This window comes from Cryobacterium adonitolivorans (assembly GCF_004402695.1).
Classification (GTDB): Bacteria; Actinomycetota; Actinomycetes; order Actinomycetales; family Microbacteriaceae; genus Cryobacterium; species Cryobacterium adonitolivorans.
This window is the reverse complement of record NZ_SOFL01000035.1, coordinates 35468-58145: the sequence shown is the minus strand read 5'-3', so window position 1 is coordinate 58145 and position 22678 is coordinate 35468. Positions and strand designations below refer to the sequence as shown.

Sequence of the window (22678 nt, the reverse complement as noted above, 5' to 3'; positions counted from 1 at the left end):
GACGTAGTCCAAGAACCGGGCGGGGTCCTGCGCTGGACCTCACCGGCCGGCCAAACCCACCGCACCTACCCCGAAACCACCCTCGGACCACCACCCACACTGACCCCGATCACACAGCCGCCGGCAGCACCGGCTCGGCCCAGGACGAGCGACCTGCCCGAGGATCCACCGTTCTAATCGGGCGCGTCCAAAAATTGTCAGGTCAGATTCTTGCCAACCCGCCGCTCGCTTCCGAGAGCCGACAATGTCGCGATCCTCGCGACGATCCTCGGTCGGATCAGCCCGTTCACCCTGTCGAAATGCAGCTTCGGGCACGGGATCGGCTAGATTGGTTCTGCAGTACTGAAGGCACCTCACCATCGACACGGTGCCGCTGAATCGAATCGGAGTGTCATGACCAACGCTGACCGCGTTCCCGAAAAGCCCGCCCTCGAAGGGCTGGAAGCCAAGTGGGAGACCAGCTGGGAGGCACAGGGCACTTATCGCTTCGACCGCGCCGCCGCGACGAAGGAGTCGATCTTCTCGATCGACACTCCCCCGCCCACGGCCTCCGGCTCGCTGCACATCGGCCATGTCTTCAGCTACACCCACACCGATGTCGTCGCCCGCTTCCAGCGCATGCGCGGCAAGAGCGTCTTCTATCCGATGGGCTGGGATGACAACGGCCTGCCCACCGAGCGACGCGTGCAGAATTTCTACGGTGTGCGCTGCGACCCGTCGCTGCCCTACACGTCTGACTTCGTGCCGCCATTCGAGGGCGGCGACGGCAAGAGCACTAAGGCCGCCGACCAGCTCCCCGTGAGCCGCCGCAACTTTATCGAACTCTGCGAACGCCTCACCGTCGAGGATGAGAAGCAGTTCGAGGAACTCTGGCGCACTCTCGGCCTCAGCGTGGACTGGAACCAGAGCTACCGCACGATCGCCCCGGAGTCGATCACCGCCTCCCAGCTGGCTTTCATCGGCAACGTCAACCGCGGCGAGGCCTACCAGGCCATGGCGCCCACCCTGTGGGACGTCACGTTCCGCACCGCCGTCGCCCAGGCCGAGCTCGAGGACAAGGAGATGCCGGCCGCCTACCACCGGGTCTCCTTCCGCAAGCCGGATGGCTCCACCATCGAGATCGAGACGACCCGGCCGGAACTCCTCGCGGCGTGTGTCGCCCTTGTTGCGCATCCGGACGACGACCGTTACAAGCCGTTCTTCGGCACCACGGTGCGCACCCCGGTGTTCGACGTCGAGATCCCGGTGCTCGCCCACCACCTCGCCCAGAAGGACAAAGGCTCGGGGATCGCGATGATCTGCACGTTCGGCGACGTGACCGACGTGGTCTGGTGGCGTGAACTCGACCTGCCCAACCGCGCCATCATGGGCTTCGACGGCCGCATCATCGCCGAGGCCCCCGACGTTCTCGTCACCCAGGCCGCGCAGGCCGCCTACGCCCAGCTCGCCGGCAAGACCGTCTTTTCGGCAAAGCAGGCCATGGTCGACCTGCTCCGCGAGTCCGGTAACCTGATCGGCGACCCCAAGCCGATCGTGCACCCGGTCAAGTTCTTCGAAAAGGGCGACAAGCCCCTCGAGATCGTCTCCACCCGCCAGTGGTACATCCGCAACGGTGCCCGCGATGAGAAGCTGCGCGCCCGCCTGATTGAACACGGAACCGCGTTGCAGTGGCATCCTGAGTTCATGCGCGTGCGCTACGAGAATTGGGTCAACGGCCTCACCGGTGACTGGCTTGTCTCCCGCCAGCGCTTCTTCGGAGTTCCCCTGCCCGTCTGGTACCCGCTCGACACCGAATCCAACCCGGTCTTCGACCAGCCGATAATCGCCACCGGCGATGTGTTGCCCGTCGACCCGTCCTCGGATGTGGCTCCCGGGTACACCGCCGAGCAGCGCGGAGCGGCCAACGGCTTTGTCGGCGAGGTCGACGTGATGGACACCTGGGCCACCTCGTCCCTCACCCCTCAGCTCGCCGGCGGCTGGGAGCGCGACCCGGAACTCTTCGACCTCGTGTACCCGTACTCGCTGCGTCCGCAGGGCCAGGACATCATCCGCACCTGGTTGTTCTCCACCCTTCTGCGCGCCGAACTCGAGCACGGCGAATCGCCGTGGAAGCACGCGGCGCTCTCGGGCTTCATCGTCGACCCCGACCGCAAGAAGATGTCCAAGTCCAAGGGCAACGTGGTCACTCCCGCCGATGTGCTCACCCAGCACGGCTCCGACGCGGTGCGGTATTGGGCGGCGTCCTCGCGGCTGGGCACCGACGCGGCATTCGACCCGAAGAACCCCACCCAGATCAAGATCGGCCGGCGCCTGGCGATCAAGATCCTCAACGCCAGCAAGTTCATCCTCGGCTTCGCCGGCGATGACGCGGCCCCGGTGACCGAACCCATCGACGTGAGCATGCTCGCCCGCCTCGACGTTGTCGTCGGCCAGGCGACAACGGCGTTCGACGCGTTCGACCACGCCCGTGCTTTGGAAACGACGGAGAGCTTCTTCTGGACCTTCTGCGACGATTACCTCGAACTGGTCAAGGAACGCGCCTACGGCGAAACCGGTCCGGAGCAGGCCTCGGCCGTCGCCGCGCTGCGGATCGCCCTGTCGACCTTGCTGCGCCTGTTCGCCCCGTTCGTGCCGTTCGCCACCGAGGAAGCCTGGTCGTGGTCCAACGACGACTCGGTGCACCTGGCCCCGTGGCCCGTGGCCTCAGGCACAGCGCCGGATGCCGACAGGATCGCGCTTTTGGACCTGGCCAGCCGGGCACTCACGGGCATCCGCCGTGCCAAGACCGACGCGAAGGCGTCACAGAAATCTGCCGTCACCTCCGCCACCATCGGTGGACCGGAAGCAGAGGTTGCCCTGCTCGCGCAGGTCGCCGCCGACTTGAAAGCTGTAGGCCGCATCACTGACTTGACCTTCGTCAAGGCCGAGGAACTGGTCGTAACTGATATCGTGCTCGCCACGGTGTCGGAAATCTAAGGAGAACCGCATGTCAATCAAGGTCCGCCCGCTGGGCGACAAGGACTTCTTCCCGTGGCTCGGCCTCTTCGAAGGCTATAGCGAGTTCTCCAAGAGCGAACTGACCGATGAGAAGGCGCTGCGCGTGTGGAGCTGGATCATCGACAAGAACCATGACCTCGACGGCGCTGTCGCGGTCGACGACAACGGTGACTTCGTGGGGTTCACGCTCTACCGAGCGTTCCCGCGCACTCTCAGCGGCGATGTCGGACTGTTCATCGACGACCTGTTCGTCACCTCCGCCGTTCGGAACGGTGGGGTGAGCAAGTCCCTGCTGGAGTTCGCCCGCGAGTACGCCAAGGCGCACAACTACCGCAAGCTGCAGTGGATCACCACGGCAGATGACAAGCCCGCCCAGAAGCTCTACGACGAGGTCGGCGCCCGCACCAGCTGGGTCACCTACGAGGCCGAGGTCTAACCATGCAGCTCGGAACCCGCTGGCCCCTCGGCGCAGACCCGCCGTCCGGGCTGCCCGAGGTCGTCGTCATCGCCCTGCAGGCCGTGGAGGGAGACCTGGCGGCGCTGCCGGACGACACCAGCGCCTGGCGCTGGACGTTGACCTGGCTGGAGGGCAACCCGGTCATCGAACTCGATGACGGCACCGTCATCAGGTTCGACCCCAAGGAAGACAGCGCCACCATCACGCAGCCCGCCATCGTCGTGGAGGACGACGAAGACTGGATCTAGACTCCGTCCTCCCACTGCCACAGTTCTCCCACCCCCTAGTTCCCCACTGCCCTAGTTCCCCACTGCCCTAGTTCCCCACTGCCCTAGTTCTCCCACCGCCACAGGGCGGCGAGGCCCAGTCCGCCCGCGATGCTCAGGGCGCTCAAGGATAGCTCACCCGCCGAAGCCCCGGCGCGGCACTGGCTGAGCAGGCGCAGAACCAGGAGCGCACCGGACGCTCCGTAGGGGTGCCCGAGCGCGATGGCACCGCCCTGCTGGTTGGCGCGCTCCACCGGGACCTCCATCAGGTCCAGCGACGCCAGCGTCTGCGACGCGAACGCCTCGGTAAACTCGACCCTGCCCAGCTGCGCGGCCGATACACCGGTACGAGCGAAGAGCCCGAGTGCAGCCGTCGCGCCGCCGATCCCGAGCAGGTTGGGGTCGACGCCCGCCGGCACCGCATCCACGAAGGCCAGGCAACCGGATGCGCCGAGAGCGGCCGCCCGCGCCCGGCTGGTGACAACCACCACCACGGCGCCATCCGCGTCGCCGCAGGAGTTACCGGCCGTGACGGTTCCCCCCGCCGCGAACACCGCGGGGAACCGGGCCAGGAGGCTCGGGGCCAGGGCCGGCCGCGGTCCGGAGTCCACTGAGACCGGCCCGTTCGTCGTCCCAACGTCGACGATCTCGGTGGCGAAGTAGCCCGCCTGCCCGGCCTCAACAGCGAGCCGGTGGCTGCGGAGGGCAAAGGAATCCTGCCGCTCGCGTTCGATGCCGTAGGCGGCCGCGACGGTCTCGGCCGCAACGCCCATGTCCGGGTCGCCGATGTCGTCGGGCGAGAATCTCACCCGGTCATAGAAGTCCGGGGCGCCCTCCGTGGAACTGAGCCGGTGGGCCCGCAGCGGCGCCGTGCTCGTGCTCTCGACCCCGCCCGCGAGGTACAGGCTGCCGGCACCGGCCTGCACGAGCCGGCAGGCGAGAACGATGGCCTCCAGGCCGGATCCGCACTGCCGGTCGATGGTCACCCCGGGAACGGCCGGCGGAAGTCCCGCCGTAAGCAGGGCCAGTCGTGCCACATTGCCGCCGCCAGCCACGGCATTGCCGATGATCACGTCATCGACGTCTGCGGCGGGCAGGCCGCTGTCGGCCAGGACCGCCTCGAGCACCGGCGCCAGCAGCTCTGCGGCGGTCAGGCCGCGCAGGGCCCCGTTGCGGCGGGTGAACGCCGTGCGACGGCCCAGCAGGATGACGGGCTGCCGGTCATCAGGGACGACACCCGGAGTGGGGCGGAGCGGATCAGCGGAGGCGAACGACACGGGGGTCCTCCTCCTCGATCCACCGGGCAAGCAGGCCGCGACTGACCTTGCCGGCCGTCGTCACGGGAAGCTCGGTCAGCCGGAAGAAATCACGCGGCCGGTGCTCGCCGGCCAGCGCCGAGATGCAGGCGTTCCGCAGCCGGGCGGCGTCCACCGCGGGCTCGGCGACCACGGCGGCGACGACCCGGGTGCCGACAACGGCATCGGGGCATCCCGTCACCACGGCGGCCTGCACACCTGGCACCCGGTGCAGGGCGGCCTCCACCTCCTGCGGATACACATTGGTGCCGGCGCTGACGATCATATCGGCACGGCGACCCAGCACGTGAAGCACGCCGGACTCGTCGAGAAAGCCCTGGTCGCCGACCGTGCACCAGCCGCCGACGCGCGTGAACGCCTCGCCGTCATCGCCCCACAGGTAGCCGTCACAGACGAAGTCGCTGACAACCTGGATGGTTCCGGTCGCGCCGGCGGGGAGCGGTCGGCCGTCGTCGTCCGCGATACGGATGCTGACCCCGGGAAAGGGTTGGCCCACGGCGCTGTCGGCGCCGGCGCTGCCGCTGCCGCTGCCGCTGCCGCTGCCGGCAGCGTCGCCAGGGGCCACCGACGACGCCGCGACGAAGCCCAACTCGGCGGCGCCGTAATAGCTCACGATGGTGGCGTGGGGCGCCCACCGTTGCAGCAGCCCAGCGGTGGCCGCGTCGAGCCTGGCCCCACCGCTCACGATGCAGGTGAGCCCGCGATCCACCCGGCCGGCCGCCACTGCCCGGTCGGCGAGGAGCCGCAGCACGGTGGGAACGGCCACCAGCCTGGTGATCCGTTCTCGCTCGAGGCAGCCCAGCACGGCCGCCACGCCAAACCTCTCCAGGGTATGGAAGCTGCCGCCGGCCTGCAGCGATTCGGCCAGCGCGTAGAGGTTGAGGCTGGCAGTGAGCGGACCCGGTGCGAGAGTGCGGTCATGCCGGGTGAGGTGCAGCACCTCGGCGCTGTGCTCGAGTGACCGCTGCCAGGACCGCCGCGTGCGGCGGAAGGCCTTGGGCAGGGAGGTTGTTCCCGAGGTGAACCCGTAGAGGAAGGTGGACTCTGCCGGACCGTCGGTAAGACGCTCCGCGGTGCGTCCACCGGGACCGGGCGCACCCGGCGCACTGGGCGCATCGGATCCGGTGGCGATGCCGCGCAGGCGCTCCTCGACCTCGGCGCGCTGCCCCGCCGGCCAGTGCGGGTCGAGCATGGCGACGCATCCGCTGCCCGACACACCCGCGAGGAAGTCAGCGACGACGTCGACGCTGTTGACCCGGTTGAGCACCGTGAGGCCGGTAGTGCCGTGGTGGTCGAGGATGCGTTGGCGCAACTGGGCGTAGCTGACCTTGTCGTCGTCGACGGCTACGGCGACCTGGTCGGGGAACGACTCGGCCCAGCGTTGGAGGGACGTGAGAATGGGCATCGGTACCATTTCTACAGCACTGTGCTGTTCTGCTGCTTCTACAGCACTGTGCTGTTCTACTGCACTGTGCTGGTTCCTCGGCCCTGTTAGGACGGACGGACGGCGATGATCTCCCCGTGCGGCATGCCGAACCAGCCGTCCGGATCCTCCGTCCATTGGTGCCACGCGGCGCTGATCTCGTGCAGCTCGCTCAGCCGGGCAGCACCGGACTCGACGGCGTGAGAGGCGAAGTCCGCCTCGATCACGCGCGCCGCCCAGGATTCGCCCCACCATTCCCGCTCCGCCTCCGACGAGAAGCACCAGATCGATGCGCTGACGCTCACCGTGTCGAAGCCGGCCTGCCTGGCCCACGCCTTCAACGCCCGACCGGCGTCGGGGTCGCCGCCGTCGAACCTGTGCACGGCCCGGTACACCTGAATCCAGGAGCTGAGTCCGGCCAGCTTCGGGTACCAGGCCACGGCGCCGTAGTCCGCATCGCGGGCGGCGAGAATGCCGCCGGGCTTGAGGACCCGCCTCATCTCGCGCAACGCCGCCACCGGGCTGTCCAGGTGCTGCAACACCTGGTGCGCATGCACGATATCCACGGATGCGTCCTCCGCCGGCAGCGCATAGGCGTTCCCGACCGCGAACCGGGCGTTGTGCACTCCCTCATCGAAAGCCAGGCCCGCCGCCTGCTGCACGGCCAGGGCCGACGTGTCCACGCCGAGAACGGAGCCCGGCGCGAGCCGTCGGGCCAGATCGAGCGTGACGGTGCCCGCTCCGCTCGAGACGTCGACCAAGCTGAGGCCGGGTCGAAGGTGCGGGAGCAGGTAGCCGGCGGAATTCTCGGCGGTGCGCCAGGTCAATACCCGTTGCGGGTGCTCGTGACCGAACGGATGCCCGGCACGGGGTGCGGTCTCCTGTCGCTCCGGGGTGTCACCCCGGCCTCCATTGCTCGTGCCGACACTGTTCATGCCGACACTGTACGACGCCTGGCCCCCTTGTGAGCGGCCCCGCCGACCGGCGTCCTAGGCTGAGTCCATGGCCGACTCCGCGAATCCCTTCCTTGCTCCCAGCACCCTGCCCTACCAGCTGCCCCCCTTCGGTGAGATCCGCGACGAGCACTATCGTCCGGCGTTCGACGCCGGGATGGCCGAGCAGCTCGCCGAGATCACGGCCATCACGGCAGACCCAGCTGAGCCGACCATCGAGAACACCCTCGTCGCCCTCGAACGCAGCGGACAGGTTCTGCAGCGCGTGGCCACGGTGTTCTTCTCGCTGAGCTCGTCGGACGCGACAGAGTTCGGCACCGCACTCGAGGAGGAGCTCGCACCGCTGCTCGCAGCGCACGCCGACGCCATCCGGCTCGACCCTGCGCTGTACGCCCGTATCGCGTCGTTGCAGGAGCGACGCGACTCCCTGGATCTCGACCCGGAGACCGCGTACCTGCTCGAGCGGTATCACACCGAGTACACCCTCGCCGGCGCGGCGCTCTCCGACGCTGACAAAGCATCCCTGCGCGACCTGAATATGCGCCTGTCCACCCTCTCCACCCGGTTCGAGAAGAACCTGCTCGCCGACACCAACGACCTCGCCGTCGTTATCGACGACGTCGCCGAGCTCGACGGGCTCGGCGACGGCGAGATCTCGGCGGCTGCCGGCGCCGCCGCCGAACGGGGTCTCACCGGCAAGTACGTCATCACCCTGGTGTTGCCGACCTGCCATCCGTACCTCGCCTCCCTCACCGACCGCGCGGTTCGGGAACGCCTGTTGACCGCATCCCGGTCACGCGGCATCCGCGGCGGCGAGCACGACAACCGCGAGCTGGTGCTCGAGATCACCCGGCTGCGGGCCCGGCGCGCGCGGCTGCTCGGCTTCGCCAGCCACGCCGCATACGTCACGGCCGACGAAACAGCGAAGTCCCCCGAAGCCGTCGCCCGGATGCTGGATCGACTCGCGCCGGCCGCGGCACGCAACGCGCGCGACGAACAGCAGGCGCTGCAGGCCGCGGTACGAGACGCCGGCGGCGACTTCGAGCTCGCCGCCTGGGACTGGGCGTTCTACACCGAAAAGGTTCGACTGGCACGGTACGACGTCGACACGAGCGCCATGCGGCCGTACTTCGAACTGGAGCGGGTGCTGCACGACGGGGTCTTCTACGCTGCCACCCGGCTCTACGGGATCACCTTCACCGCACGGCCCGACCTCACGGCCTGGAATCCCGAGGCCCGGGTCTTCGAGGTCGCGAATGAGGACGGCTCGCCGGTGGGCCTGTACATCGCCGACTTCTACACCCGCGACTCCAAGCGCGGCGGTGCCTGGATGAATGCGCTGATCTCACAAAGCACCCTGCTGGGCACACCGACCATCGTCACGAACACCCTCAACGTGCCCAAACCCGCCGCCGGCTCCCCCACCCTGCTCAGCTTCGACGAGGTCACCACCCTGTTCCACGAGTTCGGGCATGCCCTGCACGGTCTTTTCGCAGAGGTCACCTATCCGCGCTTCGCCGGTACCAACGTCTACCGGGACTTCGTCGAATTCCCCAGCCAGGTCAACGAGATGTGGATGCTCTGGCCCGAGGTCCTGGCGAACTACGCCAGGCACTACCGCACCGGCGAGTCCATGCCGCAGGAGCTCGTGGACCGCATCCGCGAGTCGGCCACGTTCAACGAGGGCTTCGCCACCAGCGAGTATCTCGCCGCCGCCCTACTCGACCAGGCCTGGCACCGCATCGGCGCCGACGACACCGTTGGCGATGTGGCCTCGTTCGAGGCGGCCGCGCTGGCCGCGGTGGGCCTCGACAACCCCGTGGTACCCACCAGGTACGCGAGCACCTACTTCGCGCACACCTTCTCCGGCGGCTACGACGCCGGCTACTACTCCTACATCTGGAGCGAGGTGCTCGACGCCGACACCGTGGCCTGGTTCACCGAGAACGGCGGCCTCACCCGGGCCAACGGCGACAGGTTCCGCGACCGGCTGCTCAGTGTGGGAGGCAGCGGAGACCCACTGGCCGCGTACCGTTCCTGGCGCGGCCGCGACGCCGACATCCAGCCCCTGCTCGATCGCCGCGGCCTCAACTAGGCGTAACTGTTGCCCGCGCGGACAACTGTTGCCGGCACACCGGCCGCAGTTGTCCGTTGCGGGAACAGTTGTCGGTGGCAGACGCAGAACCGCCCCCAACGCGAGGTCGGGGGCGGTCCGGAACGTGCGGGTCTGGCTACGCGGACTTGTCTTCGCGGCGAGCCGAGTGCAGCACGATGGTGGGGGCCGCGTTCTCGAGGACCGACTCGCGGGTGACCACGACCCGGGCGACATCCGTGGCGGACGGCACCTCGAACATGATCGGTCCTAGCACCTCCTCCATGATGGCTCGGAGGCCTCTGGCGCCGGTCTTGCGCAGGACCGCGAGGTCGGCGATGGCCTCGAGCGCAGGCTGTTCGAAGTCCAGCTCCACACCGTCGAGTTCGAACATGCGCTGGTACTGGCGCACCAGGGCGTTCTTGGGCACCGTGAGGATCTGCATGAGGGCCACCTGGTCGAGCTGGGTGACCGTGGTCACCACGGGCAGCCGGCCGATGAACTCGGGGATCAGCCCGAACTTGTGCAGGTCTTCCGGCAGTACTTCGCTGAAGAGGTTGATGTCGTCGCCCTTGCTGTGCAGCGGGGCGCCGAAGCCGATGCCCTTCTTGCCGGCACGCTGGGAGATGATGTCGTCGAGCCCGGCAAAAGCGCCGGCCACGATGAACAGCACGTTGGTGGTGTCGACCTGAATGAACTCCTGGTGCGGATGCTTGCGCCCGCCCTGCGGCGGCACCGAGGCGACAGTTCCCTCGAGGATCTTCAGGAGCGCCTGCTGCACGCCCTCCCCCGACACGTCGCGGGTGATCGACGGGTTTTCGGCCTTGCGGGCGATCTTGTCGATCTCGTCGATGTAGATGATGCCCGTTTCGGCGCGCTTCACGTCGTAGTCGGCGGCCTGGATGAGCTTGAGGAGGATGTTCTCGACGTCTTCGCCCACGTAGCCGGCCTCCGTCAGTGCCGTGGCATCGGCGACGGCGAACGGCACGTTAAGCCGCTTCGCGAGGGTCTGCGCGAGGTAGGTTTTGCCGCAGCCGGTGGGGCCGATCAGCAGGATGTTCGACTTGGCGATCTCGACGTCGTCGTGGATGGCGTCGGCCGCGGTCAGGGTGGCGCGGCTGCGCACGCGCTTGTAGTGGTTGTAGACGGCAACGGCCAGGGCGCGCTTGGCGGCTTCCTGCCCAATGACGTACTCCTCGAGGAATCCGAAGATCTCCCGGGGCTTGGGCAGCTCGAATTCGCTGCCGACTTCCTCGGCTCCCGCCTCGGCCAGACGTTCTTCGATGATTTCGTTGCAGAGCTCAACGCATTCATCGCAGATGTACACGCCGGGTCCGGCAATGAGCTGCTGCACCTGCTTCTGGCTCTTTCCGCAGAAAGAACACTTCAACAGGTCGGCGCTCTCGCCTATTCGGGCCATCCGTGAGCCTCCTCCATCAGTGACGCTGAATTCGAGCCTAGCTTGTGCGTGTGACAGATGCGTGCAGCCACGGAACAAAGCGAAACGGCGCGCCGCCGGTGGGCGACGCGCCGTTCGGCGAACAGGCTGGCCAGAGAGCCAACCCGTCGTTGGGGTGCTACTTGACCAGCGTGGGAACGTTCTTACGGCTGGTCAGGATCTGGTCGATCAGGCCGTATTCGAGGGCCTCTTTCGCGCCGAGGATCTTGTCGCGGTCGATGTCCTTGTGGACCTGCTCCTTGGTGCGGTTGGAGTGACCGGCGAGGGTCTCTTCCAGCCATTCGCGCATCCGCTGGATCTCGGCCGCCTGGATCTCGATGTCAGAGGCCTGGCCGCCGCCCTGGCCGCCGGCCGAGGGCTGGTGGATGAGGATGCGGGCGTTCGGCAGCGCGAGGCGCTTGCCGGGCGTGCCACCGGCCAGCAGCACGGCGGCGGCGGATGCCGCCTGGCCGAGGCAGACCGTCTGGATGTGCGGACGAATGTACTGCATGGTGTCGTAGATCGCCGTCATGGCCGTGAACGAGCCACCCGGTGAGTTGATGTACATCACGATGTCGCGGTCGGGGTCCTGGCTCTCGAGCACAAGAAGCTGGGCCATGACGTCGTCGGCGGAGGCGTCGTCAACCTGCACGCCGAGGAAGATGATGCGGTCCTCGAAGAGCTTGGCGTACGGGTCCTGGCGCTTGTAGCCGTAGGCCGTGCGCTCCTCGAACGTGGGGAGGATGTAGCGCGACTGCGGGGCCTGTGTTGCCGAGCCGCCGGCCTGGTGGCCAAAATTAGTGAATTCCATTTTCTGCCCGTCCTACTTCTTGTTCACTGAGTCGTCGGTGCCGCCGCCGCCGACTACCTGCGTCGCAGATTCGCGCAGGTGGTCAACGAATCCATAGGCCAGGGCCTCCTGGGCGGTGAACCAGTTGTCGCGGTCGTTGTCGATGAGGATCTGTTCGACCGACTTGCCGGTCTGCTCGGCGGTGAGTTCGGCCATCCGCTTCTTCATGTCGAGGATGACCTTGGCCTGGGTCTGGATGTCGGCCGCCGTGCCGCCGAATCCGCCGGACGGCTGGTGCAGCAGCACTCGCGCGTTCGGGGTGATGTACCGCTTGCCCTTGGTGCCGGAGGAGAGCAGGAACTGGCCCATCGAGGCCGCCAGTCCGATTCCCACCGTGACGATGTCGTTCGATACGAACTTCATCGTGTCGTAAATTGCCATGCCCGCGGTGATCGAGCCACCGGGTGAGTTGATGTAGAGGAAGATGTCCCGCTGCGAGTCCTCTGCGGCCAGCAGCAGGATCTTGGCACAGATCTCGTTGGCGTTATCGTCCCGCACCTCTGAGCCGAGCCAGATGATGCGGTCGGCCAGCAGTTTGTCAAAAACGCCGGGTGTAAGTGCCATTTCGGCCATGTCGCGCTCCGTTTCGCTTGTCGCTTCAGAATGAATCTATAGGGTCCAACGCGCACAAAAGGCTCTGTTCGCCCTCGGCAGATTCACGCCGGCGGCGGTGCACGAAAAACGGGCCGGATGTCCGAAGACATCCGACCCGTTTGCTGGCGCCATCAGGCGTCAGGGTTACTTCTTTGCTGCAGCCTTCTTCTTCGGCTTGGCCTCGGCGGCGGGCGCCTCCTCGGCGGCTTCGTCGGGAGCAGCCTCGTCGGCAGCAGCCTCGTCGGTGGCCTCATCCGCTGCGGGCTCGTCGTCGACGACGGCCGTGAACTCGGACAGGTCGACAGCGGCACCGTTGGAGTCGGTGACTTCGGCCTTGCCCAAGGCGATCGCGAGGGCCTTGTTACGGGCGACCTCGGCGACCATGGACGGGATCTGGCCGTTGCCGGAGAGGGCCTGAACGAACTCGCTCGGGTCCATGCCGTACTGCGAGGCACCCTGGATCAGGTACTGGGTGAGCTCGTCCTGGCTCACCTTGACCTTTTCGGCCTCTGCGATGGTGTCGAGCAGGATCTGCTGACGGAAGGTCTTCTCGCTGGCCTCGGTGACCTCGGCGCGGTGGGTCTCGTCCTCGAGGCGGTTCTCGCCCTCGAGGTGACGGTGCACCTCGTCGGCGATGATCGCCTCGGGGATCGGGACCTCGACGGAGGAGAGCAGCTGCTCGATGAGCAGCTCGCGGGCCTGGTTGCCCTGGCCGAAGACCTTGGAACGGCCGACCTGGACCTTGAGGCTCTCGGTGAGCTCGTCGATGGTGTCGAACTCGCTGGCGATCTGCGCGAAGTCGTCGTCGGCGGTGGGAAGCTCGCGCTCCTTGACGGCGATGACGGTGACCGTGATCTCTGCCGTCTCGCCCTCGTGGTCGCCGCCGAGGAGCTTCGACGCGAACGTGGTGGTCTCACCGGCGGTGAGGGACTCGAGGGCCTCGTCGATGCCCTCGATGAGGTCACCGGAGCCGACCTCGTAGGAGATGCCGCTGGCGTTGTCGACCTCGACACCGTTGACGGATGCGACGAGGTCGATCTGGGCGAAGTCACCAGACGTGGCGGGACGGTCGACCGTGATCAGCGTGCCGAAGCGGCTGCGCAGGGTGTTCAGCTCTTCGGTGACCTCGTCGTCGGAGATCTCGACGGCGTCAACGGTGAGCTTGAGGCCCTCGTAGGCGGGCAGGTCGATCTCGGGACGCACATCGACCTCGATGGCCAGCAGCAGGTCGCCGGAGAAGTCCTTGTCGCTGGGCCACTCGACGATGTCGGCCTCCGGACGGCCGAGCGGTCGCAGCTTGTGCTCGTCGACGGCCTTGCGGTAGAAACCGTCGAGGCTCTCGTTGACGGCGTGCTCCAGCACGGCGGACTTGCCGACGCGCTGGTCGATGATGGGCGGCGGAACCTTGCCCTTGCGGAAGCCGGGGATGTTGATGTCTTCGGCGATGTGCCCGTAGGCGTGGGTGATGCTGGGCTTCAGCTCTTCCGGAGTCACCGAGATGGTGACCTTGGCGCGCGTGGGGCTCAGCTTTTCTACCGTGGACTTCACGTTTAAATCTCCTGTGTTCGACAGATTATGTTCGACAGATGTGCAGGGGGGTGATGGTCGGGGCGACAGGATTCGAACCTGCGACCTCTCGGTCCCAAACCGAGCGCTCTACCAAGCTGAGCTACGCCCCGGATGTCATCTCACCCGTTGGGGCCACCAACTTGGCGCGCATACTCACGCGACAGGCGGATTGACCTCCGTCAGTCTAGTGCACGACCCGAAGCCCGGGGCGTCCCTGAGCGAATTCCGGGCGCGTTCCGGGGCGTTTGTCGGCGCTGCGGCACATCCTGCGCCGAAACCTGTACTACGATATTCGAGTGCCAGCACGTGTGGCACATGGGGATGTAGCTCAATGGTAGAGCCTCAGTTTTCCAAACTGATGGCGCGGGTTCGATTCCCGTCATCCCCTCCATATTGCAAGGGTCTTGGGCCCTTCCGGCTCAGGCGAAGGCGTAGGTCACACCGGTGAGGCGTTCGCTCTCGGTCCAGAGGCGGCGGGCGTCGTCGGTGTTCTGTGCGCGCTTGGAGCGCGTCACCGGCACCGGATGCCCGTGCTGCTGCCCGAACCCCTCTGGCCCGACGAACGAGTTGCCCGCCAGCCCGGGCAGAGTGGCCGCATACAGCGTGGGCAACGCGCCCCACACGGCCGGCTGGGCGAATTCCCTGGTGAGCGCCGCGACCAGGCGGCTGCGCCTGGTGGTGGTCTTCGCGCCGCGCATGGCGGGGCCGGCGGTCTGCAGGTTCGTCAGGGCGAATCCGGGATGCGCCGCCACCGCCCGCAGGGACAGCTTCGCTGCGGCCGACCGGCGTTGCAGCTCGCTGGTGAACAACAGGTTGGCGAGCTTGCTCTGCCCGTACGCCGGCCACGGCCGGTAGCGCTTGGCGCCCATCAGGTCGTCGAAGTTCATCCGCCCGATGCGGTGCACGGCCGACGACAGCGTCACAACGCGCGCATCCGGGCTGGCCACCAGCAGCGGCAGCACGCGCCCGGTGAGCGCGAAGTGACCCAGATGGTTGGTGCCGAACTGCATCTCGAAACCGTCTGCCGTGCGCCGCTGGGGCAGGTTCATCACGCCGGCGTTGTTCACCAGCAGGTCGAGGCGACCCGTGTCGGCCATGAATCCCGCGGCGAACGCGGCGATGGAGTCCAGGCTGGCCAGATCGAGTACCCGCACGGTGAGGTCTGCGTCTGGCAGGCGGGGGCGCATCCGTTCGACGGCCGCCGTTCCCTTGGCGGCATCCCGCACGGCCAGAGTCACTGAGGCGCCGTGCGCGGCCAGCTGCGCCGCGGTCACGAAGCCGAGGCCCGAATTGGCCCCCGTCACGATGGCGGTGGTGCCGGTGAGATCGGGGATCTTGTCTTCGGTCCAGCCGTATCCGAGTTTCGGCTCCATGGGTCAGGCCAGCCCGAGGGTGTCGAGAGAGGCGCGCAGGGTCGCGGCTGAGTGTTCGAACAGGGCCTGTTCCTTGGCCGAGAACGGCACGTCGATGACGCGGGCGATGCCGCTGGCGTCGATGACGCTGGGCACCGACAGGGCCACCCCGCTGACGCCGCGGTAGTCGGTCAGCACCGAACTGACCGGCAGGATGGCGCCCTCGTCCCGCAACACCGCCTCGACGATCCGTGCGCCGGAGAGGCCGATGGCGTAGTTCGTGGCGCCCTTGCCTTCGATCACCTTGTATGCGGCGTTCTTGACCTCGTCCGAAATCGACTCGAATTCGGCCTCGGAGAACGGGACGGAACCGGTGGCTGCGGATCCCGAAGCGCCGCGGGCGAGCATCCAGTCGGCCAGGGAGATCGGACCGACACGCGCCTGGGACCAGAGCGGGAACTCGGAGTCACCGTGTTCGCCGACGATGAGGGCGTGCACATTGGAGATTGCCACGCCGACCCGTTCGGAGAGCATCCAGCGTAGCCGGGAGGAGTCGAGCACGGTGCCGGAGCCGAACACCCGCGCCGGCGGCAGCCCGCTGAACTGCTGGGCGGCCACGGCGAGCACGTCGACGGGGTTGGTCACCAGCACGAAGATGGCGTCGGGGGCCCGCTTGACGAGCTTGGGCATCAGGTCGCGCAGGATCTCCACGTTCACGCCGGCCATCTCGAGCCGCGACTGGCCGGGATGCTGGCGGGCGCCGGCGGTGATCACGACCACGTTGGCGTCGCTGACCACGTCGAGGTCGTCACCGCCGGTGACCCTGGACGCGCCGGTGAACTGGGTGCCGTGCGCGAGATCGAGCACTTCGGCGGCCACCTTGGCCGAGTTGATGTCGTACAGGGCCACCTCGCGGGCGGACTCGCGGATCAGGGCCGCATAGGCCAGGGAGGTGCCGACGGCACCGGCTCCGACGATGGCCAGTTTGGAGTTCTCAATCACGCTCATGGTCCTAGTGTCCTCCATCACGGGTCTGCTCCATCACGGACTGTGCCCTGTGCGGCCGGAAGGATGCGGGCCAGTATGGCTGCATGTCCGACGAGGAGCCGGCGTCGCCTGAGCCGAAACCAGAGGTTCCACCCGCGGTGCGCGCGCAGCTACTCGCCACCGAGCACTGGAGCCTGCTCGCCTCGCGCAGCACCACCCAGGGTGAGGTGCTCACCCGCATCAGCATGTTCCTCTACCTGGTCTCGGCCGGACTGGTGAGCCTGGCCCTGGCCGGTCAGGCCACCAAATTCGACGAGGGCTTCCCCGGCTTCGCGCTCACGGTACTCAGCATCATCCTGCTCGTTGGCGTGCTCACCCAGGTGCGGGTGACGAATGTGGGCATGGAGGACCTGGCCTATGTGCTCGCGATGAACAGGTTGCGGGCGGCGTACGTGGATCTTGACCCGGGCGTCGCGCCGTATCTGATGGCGTCCCGCTTCGACGACCTACCGGGCACCCAGACCACCTACTACTTCCTGGGCGGCCGGCCGAGGAATTTCAGCCAGGTGCTGGGCAGCAGCATGATGTTCATCATCGCGGTGAACTCCACCCTGCTCGGCCTCTTGCTGGCCGGGATCACCCTCGGGCTGGGCCTGCCGCTGCTCATCTGCGTCGCGATCTCGGTCGCGGGCGGCGTGGGCTTCCTTGCCGGCTCGATCACGGTGGGCCGAAACCGGTTCCTCGGCTTCTGGCGCCGGTACACGCCCCTGTTCCCGTCGCCACCGCCGGCAGCATCACCCCGGGGCGGGCCGGGAAACCGGGAACCGACCAGCTAAGCCTGCAGGAAGGCCAGCACCGCGAGCACCCGGCGGTGATCGGACCCGGTGTCGTCTAGGCCGAGCTTGACGAAGATCGCGGTGACGTTCTTCTCCACCGCCCCCACCCCGATTACGAGGCGTTCGGCGATGCCCACATTTGTGCGCCCCTCCGCCATCAGGCCGAGCACGTCACGCTCCCGCGGAGTGAGCGCCGCCAGCGGGTTGGTCCGCCTGGCCAGCAGTTCCCGCACCACCTGGGGGTCGAGCACGGTGCCGCCGGCGCTCACTCGGGCGACGGCATCCTGCAGCTCGTCAAGCGACGCGACCCGGTCCTTGAGCAGGTAGCCCAGGCCGCCCTCCCCCGACGCCAACAGTTCCTGCACGTAGGTGCCCTCGACGTACTGGCTGAGCAGCAGAATGCCGATGCCCGGCAGCCGGCGTCGCAGCTCGATGGCTGCGCGCACACCCTCGTCGCGGAAGGTGGGCAGCATCCGCACGTCGAGCACGGCCAGGTCGGGCCGCAGGGAGTCCACCTCGGCGAGCAGAGAGTCGGCGTCGCCGTAGGCGGCCACGGTTTCGAAACCCGCCTCGGCGAACAGCCGCACCAGGCCCTCACGCAGCAGCACGGAGTCTTCGGCCAGGACCAGGCGTAGCGGTTGGGAAGGGCCCGGCTGCGGAAGGGTGCTCACCCGTTCAGGATAGGGCGCACTCACGGCCGAGTGAGCGAACTGCCCGGGTCGCTGACCAGCGGGATGTGTGCGCCGACCGCGGTGGGACCGCCGTGAGGGCTTCGCACGGAGAGCACCCCGCGCAGGCCCTTGAGGCGTTCGTCGAGGCCGGCCAGGCCGTGGCCTTCGCGGAGCACGGCGCCGCCGTGGCCGTTGTCGATGACCCAGAGGTCCAGCCAGGTGGAGTCGTCCTCCGGCACCCGGCGCAACTCCAGGCGCAGCCGCAGACTCGTGGCGTCGGCATGCTTGGCCACGTTGGTGAGCAGTTCGGCGGCGATGAAGTAGGCGCTGCGTTCGATCTCCGACGGCAGGCGCAGGTCCCGGTCGACCTGCAGTTCCCGGTGCACGGGCACGGTGCTGCGGGCGGCCAGCGACTCCAGGGCCACGATCAGGCCGCGGTCCTGCAGGATCGGCGGCACCAGTCCCCTGGACAGCGCCCGCAGTTCCTCGAGGGTGTCGCGAGCCTGTTCGCGGGCTTCCACCAGAAGTTGGCGCGCGGCATCCGGATCGTCGTCGAGGCGGCGTTCGGCGCTGGCGAGGTCCATTTGCAGGCGCACCAGGCGCTGCTGGGGCCCGTCGTGGATGTCACGTTCGAGCCTACGCAGCGACTGGTCTTCGGCCGACACGGCGGCGCCACGCGACGCGCTGAGGTCGGCGACCTCGCGCTGCAGGACCTCGGAGGACCAGGCGCCGAGCATCACGCGGGCGATGCCCTGGTGCATCAGGACCATGCCGCGGGTGACGAACGGCAGGGTGAGCAGGAAGGCCAGGCCCAGGGCGGCGTTCAGCACGTTCTCGGCGGCCAGATTCTGGGTGCTTCCCGGGCCGAACGAACCGGTGACCAGCCCGAAGAGCCCCACGGATTCGGTGTTGTCCGGCAGCGACCAGCTCCAGGTCCAGTAGGTGAGTCCGCCAAGAGCGCCGAACATCCACACGATGGTTATCGACCAGGACACGACACCCACGATGAAGTTCACGATCATGCCGTGCAGCAGGTAGAGCCAGTAGTGCCCGGACACCAGCGGGCCGAGGATGGCGCGCAGCGGTGTCGCGGGTTCGCCGCGCGGCGTCCACTGCGGCTGGGTGATGACCGGCTGGCCGGCCCAGCGCAGCCGGGTGAGTTCGACGACGCCGAAGCCGCGGGCGGCGTACAGGGCGGCCACGACGATGAACAGGCCGACGAAGACGGCGACCAGGCTCAGCCCCGTGGAGAACAGGGTCACCAGGACCGTCAGGGATGCGATGACGATGAGCAGGGTGGGCAGTAGGAACCCCAGTTCCCTGGGGATGCGCGCCCACAGGCCGAGGTAGCCGCTTGGCCCGGTGTCGGAGGGGTGAGCGGGGGTCTGGCCGGAGGGGGTCTGGCCGGAAGTGGTCAGGCCGGCATCGGCGGGCTTGCTGGTGGGCTGCACGAAGCCCAGCGTGGCAGAGTTCGGGCTCCCGGTGGTGTCACTGGCGCCGGTAGTGGAATTGAGGGTGTCGTTCGTCATTGTTCCAGCGTGCTCTGCGCCGCGCCGGGTGCCCATCCCCCCAGCCGCCGGATCGGCCTGGGGGTTATCCCCCGCACCTCAGAGCGTGTCGTGCGTGAACCGGCCGCCGAGCAGTGTCGCGGCCACGGGCATCCGTCGCAGGTCGGCCACCGACGCCACAAACGGGTCGATCTCGCAGATCGAGAGGTCGGCCGTCTGACCCACAACGATGCCGTGCCGGCCGCGGGCGGATGCCGCCAGCGCCGCCTGCCGGGAGATCGCCTGGTCGGGGTGCCAGGCGGCACGCTCGCCCCGGCTGCGGCCCACGGCGGCCGAGATCGCCACCCAGGGGTCGAGCGGGGCGACGGGCGCGTCGGAGCCGAGCGCCAGGTGCACCCCGGCGGCGAGCAGGTCGGCCAGCCGGAACGCCCGGTCGGTTCGGCCGGCCCAGTACCGGTCGGCCACGTCGCGGTCGTCGAGGGCATGCTCGGGCTGCACGCTGGCCGTGACGCCCAGGCGTGCGAACCGGGCCACGTCGGCCGCGGTGAGCAGCTGGGCATGCTCGATGCTGCCGGTGCAGCCCACGGCCTCGAAGGCGTCGAGGGCGAGGCTGTTAGCGTTGTCGCCGATGGCGTGCACGGCCGGGCGGATGCCGGCGGCGTCGGCCCGCCGCATCAATTCGACAAGCTCGACGGCGGGCACGGTGAGCATGCCGCGGTCGTGGTCGCCGGCGAGACCTGGGTAGGCGTCGAAGCAGTACGCGGTTCGGGTGTTCAGTGAGCCGTCGGTGATCACCTTGTACGGGCCGACGGTGAGGAGTCCCCCGGTGCCGTCGATCACCTGGCCGCTGGTGAGGCCTTGCTCGATCGCGTCGTCGAGGTGGTGCGTGTAGAGGCCGAAGTCCACCCGCAGCGAGTCGGTGCCGGCACTGATGCGGCGCCGCCACACGTCCAGGTTCCAGGTCATCTCGAGGTCGACGATGCCCACCACACCGCGGGCGGCCGCGGCGCGGGCGGCCTCGTCGGCCCAGGCGTCGAGGTCGGCGTCCGGCACGTTGTCGATGGCGTGTTCCACCGCGAAGGCGTCATCCTCGCGCAGCAGCCCGGTCTGGTGGCCGGCGAAGCCGTACACCGCGAGGGCGGCGGAGTTCAGCCAGCAGCTGTGCAGGTCGCCGCTGACCAGCACCACCGGCACCGGCCCTGAGGCGGCGTCGAGCAGGGTGCGGCTCGGGGTGTCTGTCCACAGGGCGTCCCGAAAGCCGAATCCGACGAGCCTGTCGTGCTCGCCGACGGCCGGCACGGCGGCCAGCCGGTCAGCCACCAGGTCGGCGGCCGCCCGGGCGCTGGTCGCGTCGGACACGTCGAGCCGCCTGGAGGTCTGGGACCACTGGCTGAAGTGAACGTGGTTGTCCCAGAGCCCCGGCGTGATCCATCGCTCGCCGAGATCCACGGTCCGGGTCGCCGCTGAGCGGTCGCTCGTGGGTGCGAGGTAGCCGATCGAGGTGATCAGGCCGTCGTCGATGCGCACGTCGACGAGGTCGTCGCTGCCGGGCAGTCGACCGTTGCGCAGCACCAGGCTCATTCGGCGGCTCGGTCGGAGGCGCTGTGTTCAGATGCGCTGTGTTCCGAGGCGCTGTGTTCGGAGGCGCTGTGTTCGGAGGCGCTGTGTTCGGAGGCGCTGTCGCGGGCGCGGCGCATCCGGGCGGCCAGCGCCGGGCTCGCGTAGGGGCCGTCGCCGTCGAGTTCGGCGAGGATGCGGTCCACGGTCTCGGCCGGCTTGTTCTGGCTCATTTTGTCCTTGGCCGTGAAGCGGGTCACCCGCAGGCGGAACCCGACTGTGCCGGCGACGATGCGGGCGGCGTAGTCAGCGTTCTCGGGGGTACCGTTCAGGCGCCGGGGTTCGTCCAGGCGGTCTTCGAAGTGGTCGACCAGGGCGGCCAGAACCCGCAGGTTCTCGGCATTGGAGAGGATCTCCGGGGTGCCGTGCAGGTGCGCGGTGACGAAGTTCCAGGTGGGCACGGCGGGCCGTGCGTCGTACCAGCCGGGTGAGATGTAGCCGTGCGGGCCCTGCACGATCACGAGCATCTCGTGCGCGCCCAGTTCGTGTAGCTGTTCGTCTGGCCGGCCGACGTGGCTGAGCAGCACGATCTCGCCGGCGCCGGCGGCGGGGTCGAGGATCACGGGATAGTGCGAGGCGACGAGCTCGCCGGCGACGGTGGAGCTCACCAGGGTCACCCAGGGGTACTCCCGGATCAGCCGGCGCACCTCGTCGACCTGGTCGAGCGCGAAGCTGGGGTTGGTTCTCACGGGGCAGGCTCCTGGGGTGCGGGCGGGGTCAGCGGCGAATGAAGCAGGTGCGGCGGATGGGACGGGTCAGGCCTGGCAGGACGGGCAGTAGTAGAGCTTGCGGGCGCCCATCTCCTCGAGGGTGATGTGGGTGCCGCAGATCCGGCAGGGCAACCCCTCGCGTTTGTAGACCCAGTGCCGGTCGGCGCGGTTCTTCATCGCGAGCCGGTAGTCGTCACCGGTCAGGTCATCCATGGTCATCATCTGGCCGGTGTTCACACCGATGGCCAGCAGGTGCGCCCAGTCCCGCCAGAGGGAGCGCAGGCCCTCCTCGCTCAGGGACTTGCCCGGGGCGTGCGGGTTGATCCTCGCCCGGAACAGCAGCTCGGCGCGGTAGACGTTGCCGATGCCGCTGACCACGGACTGGTCCATCAGCAACAGGCCGATGCGGGTGGGCTTCTTGTCTACGGTGTCGACGAAGCGCTGCTCGGCTTCGGGGGTGTCGTCCAGCTGGGGGTCCGGGCCGAGCCGGGCCATCACGGCGTCCACCTGGGCGGGGTCGAGAACCTCGCAGGCGGTCGGGCCGCGCAGGTCGGCCGAGACGGTGTCGGTGAGCAGGCGCACCCGTACCTGGCCGACCGGTTCCGGCGGGAAGGTATCGAGCTGGTCGATCTCCTTCTCCTGCTCGGCCATGCGCACCCGGGTGCGGCGGGGCGCACCGATGCTGTGCATGGAGTTCTCGCCGGCGGAATCCAGCACCGGCGCGAGGTCCGTGCCGCGCTGGTTGGTCTGCCCCATCCGGCCGTTGCTCGAGGCGATCGTGGCATCCATGATGATGTCGCCCGCGAAGTCCCAGGCCCCGTACATGCCCAGGTGCACGCGCAACCAGAGCCCGTTGTCGAACTCGAGGAACATCTGCTTGCCCACGGCGCGGGCATCCGTCATCACGTGACCGCTCAGTTGGGCCGCACCGGCCGCGAACCGGCCCTGCGGCGATGACAGCTCCACCGTGCGGCCCACGAAGTTGCGCACGAACTGCCGGGTGATGCGGTGGACGGAATGACCCTCTGGCACGGCGACGCCT

19 protein-coding genes and 2 tRNA genes are annotated in these 22678 nt (G+C 68.2%); 6 read left to right on the top strand and 15 right to left on the bottom strand.

What is annotated here, in order from left to right:
- Nucleotides 1–393: 393 nt before the first annotated feature.
- From valS to E3O42_RS10780, 3 genes are read left to right on the top strand one after another with little or no spacing between them, the layout of a single operon-like run.
- The gene (gene valS, locus E3O42_RS10790; protein ID WP_134453949.1) at nucleotides 394–2976 is read left to right on the top strand and encodes a valine--tRNA ligase; all 2583 of its coding nucleotides are present in this window, start codon (nucleotides 394–396) and stop codon (nucleotides 2974–2976) included.
- Nucleotides 2977–2986: 10 nt separating this feature from the next.
- Nucleotides 2987–3433, top strand: a complete 447-nt coding sequence (locus E3O42_RS10785; RefSeq protein WP_134453948.1) for a GNAT family N-acetyltransferase — start codon at nucleotides 2987–2989, stop codon at nucleotides 3431–3433.
- A gap of 2 nt (nucleotides 3434–3435) precedes the next feature.
- Nucleotides 3436–3702: a hypothetical protein gene (locus tag E3O42_RS10780; protein WP_134453947.1), complete on the top strand. Its 267-nt coding sequence runs from the start codon at nucleotides 3436–3438 to the stop codon at nucleotides 3700–3702.
- 83 nt (nucleotides 3703–3785) lie between these two features.
- Here the strand turns inward: E3O42_RS10780 and E3O42_RS10775 are convergent, their stop codons facing one another.
- The 3 genes from E3O42_RS10775 to E3O42_RS10765 all read right to left on the bottom strand — a co-directional run bounded on the left by E3O42_RS10775 (nucleotide 3786) and on the right by E3O42_RS10765 (nucleotide 7394).
- Nucleotides 3786–4997, bottom strand: a complete 1212-nt coding sequence (locus E3O42_RS10775; RefSeq protein ID WP_134453946.1) for a thiolase family protein — start codon at nucleotides 4995–4997, stop codon at nucleotides 3786–3788.
- A complete protein-coding gene (locus E3O42_RS10770) occupies nucleotides 4978–6441 on the bottom strand; it encodes a class I adenylate-forming enzyme family protein (protein WP_134453945.1) in 1464 nt (487 codons plus the stop codon). Before E3O42_RS10770 ends, E3O42_RS10775 begins: the two co-directional genes overlap by 20 nt.
- 86 nt (nucleotides 6442–6527) lie before the next feature.
- The gene (locus E3O42_RS10765) at nucleotides 6528–7394 is read right to left on the bottom strand and encodes a class I SAM-dependent methyltransferase (RefSeq protein ID WP_134453944.1); all 867 of its coding nucleotides are present in this window, start codon (nucleotides 7392–7394) and stop codon (nucleotides 6528–6530) included.
- Nucleotides 7395–7461: 67 nt separating this feature from the next.
- Here E3O42_RS10765 and E3O42_RS10760 point away from each other — a divergent pair, with 67 nt between their 5' ends.
- Nucleotides 7462–9507: a M3 family metallopeptidase gene (locus E3O42_RS10760; protein WP_134453943.1), complete on the top strand. Its 2046-nt coding sequence runs from the start codon at nucleotides 7462–7464 to the stop codon at nucleotides 9505–9507.
- A 136-nt stretch (nucleotides 9508–9643) separates the two neighbouring features.
- Here the strand turns inward: E3O42_RS10760 and clpX are convergent, their stop codons facing one another.
- The 5 genes from clpX to E3O42_RS10735 form a co-directional block, all read right to left on the bottom strand.
- Nucleotides 9644–10924, bottom strand: a complete 1281-nt coding sequence (gene clpX, locus E3O42_RS10755) for an ATP-dependent Clp protease ATP-binding subunit ClpX (protein ID WP_134453942.1) — start codon at nucleotides 10922–10924, stop codon at nucleotides 9644–9646.
- 157 nt (nucleotides 10925–11081) lie between these two features.
- Nucleotides 11082–11753 carry an ATP-dependent Clp protease proteolytic subunit gene (locus E3O42_RS10750; RefSeq protein WP_134453941.1) on the bottom strand — a complete coding sequence of 224 codons (672 nt, stop codon included), beginning with the start codon at nucleotides 11751–11753 and terminating at the stop codon, nucleotides 11082–11084.
- 12 nt (nucleotides 11754–11765) lie between these two features.
- Nucleotides 11766–12365 (bottom strand): ATP-dependent Clp protease proteolytic subunit, encoded by a 600-nt coding sequence (locus tag E3O42_RS10745; RefSeq protein WP_104166568.1) that lies wholly within the window; start codon nucleotides 12363–12365, stop codon nucleotides 11766–11768.
- 165 nt (nucleotides 12366–12530) lie between these two features.
- The gene (gene tig, locus E3O42_RS10740; protein ID WP_134453940.1) at nucleotides 12531–13934 is read right to left on the bottom strand and encodes a trigger factor; all 1404 of its coding nucleotides are present in this window, start codon (nucleotides 13932–13934) and stop codon (nucleotides 12531–12533) included.
- Between the two features lie 54 nt (nucleotides 13935–13988).
- Nucleotides 13989–14065: transfer RNA gene (locus E3O42_RS10735), tRNA-Pro, on the bottom strand.
- 207 nt (nucleotides 14066–14272) lie between these two features.
- Between E3O42_RS10735 and E3O42_RS10730 the strand changes: the two genes are divergently transcribed.
- A tRNA-Gly gene (locus tag E3O42_RS10730) sits at nucleotides 14273–14346 on the top strand.
- A gap of 28 nt (nucleotides 14347–14374) precedes the next feature.
- On the opposite strand, the gene E3O42_RS10725 is transcribed toward E3O42_RS10730, so the two are convergent.
- Both E3O42_RS10725 and E3O42_RS10720 read right to left on the bottom strand, forming a co-directional pair.
- A complete protein-coding gene (locus tag E3O42_RS10725; protein ID WP_134453939.1) occupies nucleotides 14375–15328 on the bottom strand; it encodes an oxidoreductase in 954 nt (317 codons plus the stop codon).
- Nucleotides 15329–15331: 3 nt separating this feature from the next.
- Nucleotides 15332–16315: an L-lactate dehydrogenase gene (locus tag E3O42_RS10720; protein ID WP_134453938.1), complete on the bottom strand. Its 984-nt coding sequence runs from the start codon at nucleotides 16313–16315 to the stop codon at nucleotides 15332–15334.
- A gap of 83 nt (nucleotides 16316–16398) precedes the next feature.
- On the opposite strand from E3O42_RS10720, the gene E3O42_RS10715 reads away from it, so the two are divergent.
- A complete protein-coding gene (locus tag E3O42_RS10715) occupies nucleotides 16399–17130 on the top strand; it encodes a hypothetical protein (RefSeq protein WP_134453937.1) in 732 nt (243 codons plus the stop codon).
- Here the strand turns inward: E3O42_RS10715 and E3O42_RS10710 are convergent.
- The 5 genes from E3O42_RS10710 to E3O42_RS10690 all read right to left on the bottom strand — a co-directional run bounded on the left by E3O42_RS10710 (nucleotide 17127) and on the right by E3O42_RS10690 (nucleotide 22668).
- Entirely contained in the window at nucleotides 17127–17801 is a 675-nt protein-coding gene (locus tag E3O42_RS10710; protein ID WP_134453936.1) for a response regulator, read from the bottom strand. The genes E3O42_RS10715 and E3O42_RS10710 overlap by 4 nt on opposite strands.
- Before the next feature lie 20 nt (nucleotides 17802–17821).
- Complete coding sequence (locus tag E3O42_RS10705) at nucleotides 17822–19330, bottom strand: sensor histidine kinase (RefSeq protein WP_134453935.1); 1509 nt, start codon at nucleotides 19328–19330, stop codon at nucleotides 17822–17824.
- A gap of 78 nt (nucleotides 19331–19408) precedes the next feature.
- Nucleotides 19409–20890, bottom strand: coding sequence for an amidohydrolase (locus tag E3O42_RS10700; protein WP_134453934.1), 1482 nt, complete (start codon nucleotides 20888–20890; stop codon nucleotides 19409–19411).
- Nucleotides 20887–21615: an FMN-binding negative transcriptional regulator gene (locus E3O42_RS10695; RefSeq protein ID WP_134453933.1), complete on the bottom strand. Its 729-nt coding sequence runs from the start codon at nucleotides 21613–21615 to the stop codon at nucleotides 20887–20889. Before E3O42_RS10695 ends, E3O42_RS10700 begins: the two co-directional genes overlap by 4 nt.
- Nucleotides 21616–21681: 66 nt before the next feature.
- On the bottom strand, nucleotides 21682–22668 hold the full coding sequence (locus tag E3O42_RS10690) for an Fpg/Nei family DNA glycosylase (protein ID WP_134453932.1): 987 nt from the start codon (nucleotides 22666–22668) through the stop codon (nucleotides 21682–21684).
- Nucleotides 22669–22678 lie beyond the last annotated feature (10 nt).

Excerpts from the sequence above, each read along its gene's own strand:
- E3O42_RS10760 (WP_134453943.1), top strand. The coding sequence starts at position 7,462 with ATGGCCGACTCCGCGAATCCCTTCCTTGCTCCCAGCACCCTGCCCTAC.
- E3O42_RS10725 (WP_134453939.1), bottom strand. The coding sequence starts at position 15,328 with ATGGAGCCGAAACTCGGATACGGCTGGACCGAAGACAAGATCCCCGAT.
- E3O42_RS10700 (WP_134453934.1), bottom strand. The coding sequence starts at position 20,890 with ATGAGCCTGGTGCTGCGCAACGGTCGACTGCCCGGCAGCGACGACCTC.
- E3O42_RS10770 (WP_134453945.1), bottom strand. The coding sequence starts at position 6,441 with ATGCCCATTCTCACGTCCCTCCAACGCTGGGCCGAGTCGTTCCCCGAC.
- E3O42_RS10715 (WP_134453937.1), top strand. The coding sequence starts at position 16,399 with ATGTCCGACGAGGAGCCGGCGTCGCCTGAGCCGAAACCAGAGGTTCCA.
- E3O42_RS10745 (WP_104166568.1), bottom strand. The coding sequence starts at position 12,365 with ATGGCCGAAATGGCACTTACACCCGGCGTTTTTGACAAACTGCTGGCC.
- E3O42_RS10750 (WP_134453941.1), bottom strand. The coding sequence starts at position 11,753 with ATGGAATTCACTAATTTTGGCCACCAGGCCGGCGGCTCGGCAACACAG.
- clpX (WP_134453942.1), bottom strand. The coding sequence starts at position 10,924 with ATGGCCCGAATAGGCGAGAGCGCCGACCTGTTGAAGTGTTCTTTCTGC.
- E3O42_RS10785 (WP_134453948.1), top strand. The coding sequence starts at position 2,987 with ATGTCAATCAAGGTCCGCCCGCTGGGCGACAAGGACTTCTTCCCGTGG.
- E3O42_RS10720 (WP_134453938.1), bottom strand. The coding sequence starts at position 16,315 with ATGAGCGTGATTGAGAACTCCAAACTGGCCATCGTCGGAGCCGGTGCC.
- E3O42_RS10780 (WP_134453947.1), top strand. The coding sequence starts at position 3,436 with ATGCAGCTCGGAACCCGCTGGCCCCTCGGCGCAGACCCGCCGTCCGGG.
- E3O42_RS10705 (WP_134453935.1), bottom strand. The coding sequence starts at position 19,330 with ATGACGAACGACACCCTCAATTCCACTACCGGCGCCAGTGACACCACC.
- E3O42_RS10765 (WP_134453944.1), bottom strand. The coding sequence starts at position 7,394 with ATGAACAGTGTCGGCACGAGCAATGGAGGCCGGGGTGACACCCCGGAG.
- valS (WP_134453949.1), top strand. The coding sequence starts at position 394 with ATGACCAACGCTGACCGCGTTCCCGAAAAGCCCGCCCTCGAAGGGCTG.